At 37.8% G+C, this 4,253-nt stretch carries 4 protein-coding genes; 2 read left to right on the plus strand and 2 right to left on the minus strand.

Annotated elements, in window-relative coordinates:
- Positions 1 to 160: 160 nt before the first annotated feature.
- Positions 161 to 991, plus strand: a complete 831-nt coding sequence (locus VB797_RS11855) for a class I SAM-dependent methyltransferase (protein WP_323237886.1) — start codon at positions 161 to 163, stop codon at positions 989 to 991.
- A gap of 254 nt (positions 992 to 1,245) precedes the next feature.
- Here VB797_RS11855 and VB797_RS11860 read toward each other — a convergent pair whose 3' ends face one another.
- A complete protein-coding gene (locus tag VB797_RS11860; protein WP_323237887.1) occupies positions 1,246 to 1,749 on the minus strand; it encodes a hypothetical protein in 504 nt (167 codons plus the stop codon).
- 294 nt (positions 1,750 to 2,043) lie between these two features.
- Positions 2,044 to 3,228, minus strand: a complete 1,185-nt coding sequence (locus VB797_RS11865; protein WP_323237888.1) for a DUF4336 domain-containing protein — start codon at positions 3,226 to 3,228, stop codon at positions 2,044 to 2,046.
- 113 nt (positions 3,229 to 3,341) lie between these two features.
- Between VB797_RS11865 and VB797_RS11870 the strand changes: the two genes are divergently transcribed.
- Entirely contained in the window at positions 3,342 to 4,130 is a 789-nt protein-coding gene (locus tag VB797_RS11870; RefSeq protein WP_323237889.1) for an HAD family hydrolase, read from the plus strand.
- Positions 4,131 to 4,253: the final 123 nt, after the last annotated feature.

Raw genomic sequence — 4,253 nt, forward strand, 5'->3', positions numbered from 1 at the left:
CTAGCGACCAAGATGGTCGCACTACGAATTATAATTAAAATCAAAAGAATAACCCCAATTTTATAAGAAGGGAAATCTGTTGTTTTTATATAACTTTTAAATACCTATTCCCAATTACCAATTCCCAATTACCAATTCCCAATTACCTATTGCCAACATCATGAAAAATTTAGAACAGTTCAAAAATATCTATAATAATTATCAAAATGACTGTAGTTTAGAACAGAGAAAGAACTGGTACAGTAAAGTTGCGGATGCGTATAACAGAACCAGACCCCGCTATCCTCAAGAATTGGTTGATCGGACTATAGAATTAGCAAAACTCAGTGAAAACGCAAAAATTCTAGAAATAGGGTGCGGTCCGGGAACTGCAACAACGGAGTTTGCTAAATTTGGCTTTTCAATGGTGTGTCTTGAACCAAGTGAGGAATCCTGCAATTTAGCAACACAAAATTGTGCAAACTTTCCTGATGTCGAAATTATCAATACCACCTTTGAAGAATGGGTACAGACAGATGAATTTGATTGCGTTCTTGCTGCAACTTCTTTTCACTGGGTTTCACCAGATATAGGGTATCCCAAACTAAAGAAAGTATTAAAGGATAACGGCAGTTTAATTTTATTATGGAACAAAGAACCCCAACCCAGCTACGAAGTTTACCAAATCTTAGATGAGGTTTATCAAAGACAAGTTCCTTCCCTTTCACGATACGAAGAGAGGGGAACTCAAGAAAAAATCCTCCGAGAATTAGGAAACAACGTTATAAAATCTGGTTTCTTCAAAGATTTAGTTTATGAGCAGATGGAATGCGATCGCGTTTACAGCATTGACGATTATCTAAGCCTATTAAGTACTTTATCACCTTACATAAAGTTGGATTATCGTCAGAATGCTCTATTTGATGATTTGAGAAATACTTTACATCAGCATCTGGGAAATACCATTGAGACATCATATCTTAGTGCCTTTCAGATTGCTTGGAAGAATTAATGTATCTCTCTCAATAAAATTCAGGAATTAACTTGCTATGGTCTTAAATTCAAAATAAAAAAAATAAAAGCGCTTTATACTTCGTATGGGTTGAAGGTACAAAGCGCAATGCTAGGAACAATCTATAAAACTTTGAAATTAACTTGATGACTATGGTGTAGAGTGAAATCTGGTTATCTCAAAGTTACGAATATTTAATTCTGATTAAAAAACAGTATTCTCCACAAACACAAAATCTATTTACTGCTTCAATCCTAATAGCACTTGACCAAATTTTGGGAGGAAATTTGAAATCTAAAGGTACTTGCAGCCCAGTCTTTCAAATCGGGTGCTAACCAAATCAACTTGCGTAAAACCTCTTCATTGACGAACAATACTAAGGGAAACTTGAACTGTTTAGCAAACTCATCTCGCATCAAATTAGTCGAAATAATCAGTTCATTAATCGCTTCTACAGATTCTAAACCCCTTATTACCAGAGCATCAGGTTGCTCAGAACCTAGTACAGAAACCACATTTGTATAAAGAGTTTTTGCCTTGGGTGACAGAACAATTTCCTTAATATCTGCCATTGAAAACTCTTCCAAAAGGCTGAGAATTTGTCCTTGTTTGTCCGGATTGCAGCAGACTAACAGCAGCGAAAACTCCCCCTCTGAAAGCGCGTTCGGCGCAGCCGCGAGGCTAATCGCTCTTGCCAATCTTTGGATAACCGCCGTATCATTTGTCGCCACGTTCTGAGAATCAATCAAGGGTATCATTTGGTAATCCCAGTTTTCCTTTTAATTAACTTATTCAACAATACATTCAAATTATCAGTACAATTACCCAATTAACTCATGCTTAAGGATGATATGTAAGAGTAAATTGAACTAATGTTTTACCTCGACTACCTAAGTATAGTCATGGGGTAATTATTGAGGATGTGGTGCGACACCCCGCATTTTTAGTTACTAAGTGTCTGGTGTCGGTGGAATTACCGGATGGATAATGGTTACTTTTGCGTAAGCCCTATATTTAATGAAATGCAAGGGAATAAATGCACTCAGACAAAATTACACTTTTTCTTTAGCTGAAGGTATCCCTAATTTATTCAAAGTAGCGTCAATCTCTTCTAAAAGCTGAAATTCTTCTTGGGGTAAGACATTATTACTATGCTTTTCTAAAAACGAAAACGCTTGTCTAAATTGATCTGGTGTTGCTTTTATTGGTGCATCAAAGTGACAGGGAATTATGCGCTTAAAGTTCCACTTGGCAATTTTATCAGCCCATGCAATAGTTTCTGCTGGTGCGCGATTTAGAATCAAAGTTTGTAAAATTGGTGCTACAAATAATCTACCATTACCCCGTAACCCTTCAAAGCAACACTGCCAATCCGATCGCCATTGGAAGGGATACAAGCCGAAATACGCTTTCAAAGAGCGTTCTGGGGCTTTGGCTGCATTGCGGAATACTTCACCCCATTTAGGTACATTTAAGACGCTGGGACGAAAATATAAGGAAAATAAGGCGATACGTTGCCATCCTTTACGGCGATTTTCTGGAGTGTCTGCAATGATATCGGTTGCTTTATCTCTAGCGTGGAAAAGTAAGGGGTATGAGTCTAACTGAACAATTGCGGGAGGTTGTTCGGGGACGGAAACTATTGAATCCGTAACTAAAAGGGTTTTTGATGATTTATGCAACAATGCGACCTCAGCAAATTTACCCGCACCAAGTTCGATGGGACCAAGAATTTCATAGTCAAATTGATTCGCGAAAGGTGTTTTACTGCTGTCTTCGGGAAGTACTTGGGTACGTTTTGCAGGCATACCCAACCAGCTAAGGGGGAGATTTACAGGGAAACTCCACTGTTTGGGTGCGACGAATATCTGTGAATCGGGAAAACGTCTGGCGAAGGGACCGACAAATACTTTATGCTCTAATCCGGAGATGGTAGGCAAAATTATATACTTAACTTTACCGTGTTCTGCGACTAATTCTTCAATAAGACGCACGCATTCTGGGGTTGGTGCTACTGGTGCATAAACGAGTAAACCACCTTCGTTGAGCCTAACCACTGTCATACGAATGGGAACAACAACGTAGAAAATGCCTTGAAGTTGATCAAAAGTCCAAATGGTATCTTTAACTACTTCCTTACGGATAGTTCGGCGTTTACCGAATGGGTAAATTGGCAAGGTAAACCAGAAGTTCCATGAATAGTCTTGCGTATTGTTTGGTTGTGACGTTTCAAGCATTTTTATTATCGAGGGAGTACACAATAAAGTTATTAGATAAAATTTAAAAAATAAAGACTCAGATTTAAGACAAATTCGATAAGCTGACAAAAGCAGTTTCACGAATTGAGAAAATGACAGCAATTAGCCCGACAATTTTGGCACTAGACTTTGACGGTGTAATATGTAACGGACTGATAGAATATTTTCAAGTAGCTTGGCGTACTTACTGCAAGTTTTGGCCTTGTGCGAATCAAAGTCAAACGGAAGATTTGGCGAATAAGTTCTATCGTCTGCGACCAGTGATTGAGACAGGTTGGGAAATGCCTGTTTTAATTAAAGCATTATTAGAAGGGTTTGAAGAAGAGAAAATTTTGCAACAATGGAGCGATATATCCCAAAAGATTCTTCGACATGAGGATTTTGTTGCTCAAGAGATTGCCTCTATGTTAGACAAGCAGCGGGATGAATGGATAGCTACTGATAAGAATGGTTGGTTGAGTTTGCATAAATTTTATCCGGGTGTAGTGGAAAGAATAAAAAGTATTTATAATACTCAAATTGCCTTATATATAGTTACTACTAAAGAAGGACGTTTTGTTAAAGAACTATTGGATCAAGCAGGCTTTGATTTGCCGCAAGAAGCAATTTTTGGTAAAGAAGAAAAACGTCCTAAATATGAAATTTTGCGAGAGTTAAAGCAGGAATCAAATGATTTAACGGTTAGCTTATGGTTTATCGAAGACCGGATAAAAACGTTACAAAAAGTTAAACAGCAAACTGATTTGGAAGACGTAGAATTGTTTCTTGCCGATTGGGGTTATAATACTGCCATAGAGCGTGAAGCTGCTCAAAAAGATATCCGAATTCAATTAATTTCACTAACTCAATTTACCCAAGACTTTGATAAATGGCAAAATTAATTGGGCGCAAAGCATGGTGTATTGGTAATTAATCAAATTCCTAAAACTCCTAACTCCTAAAGGTTACTGAGCAGTTCGACGTAGCTCACTGTAAGACTTGTCGAAGTACTCCTAACTCTTAAC

This window comes from Rivularia sp. UHCC 0363, from assembly GCF_034931125.1.
In the GTDB taxonomy this organism is placed as follows: domain Bacteria; phylum Cyanobacteriota; class Cyanobacteriia; order Cyanobacteriales; family Nostocaceae; genus Rivularia.

What these genes read in the sequence shown, in the direction of transcription:
- VB797_RS11870 (WP_323237889.1), top strand. Translation starts at nt 3,342, where the DNA reads ATGACAGCAATTAGCCCGACAATTTTGGCACTAGACTTTGACGGTGTA.
- VB797_RS11865 (WP_323237888.1), bottom strand. Translation starts at nt 3,228, where the DNA reads ATGCTTGAAACGTCACAACCAAACAATACGCAAGACTATTCATGGAAC.
- VB797_RS11855 (WP_323237886.1), top strand. Translation starts at nt 161, where the DNA reads ATGAAAAATTTAGAACAGTTCAAAAATATCTATAATAATTATCAAAAT.
- VB797_RS11860 (WP_323237887.1), bottom strand. Translation starts at nt 1,749, where the DNA reads ATGATACCCTTGATTGATTCTCAGAACGTGGCGACAAATGATACGGCG.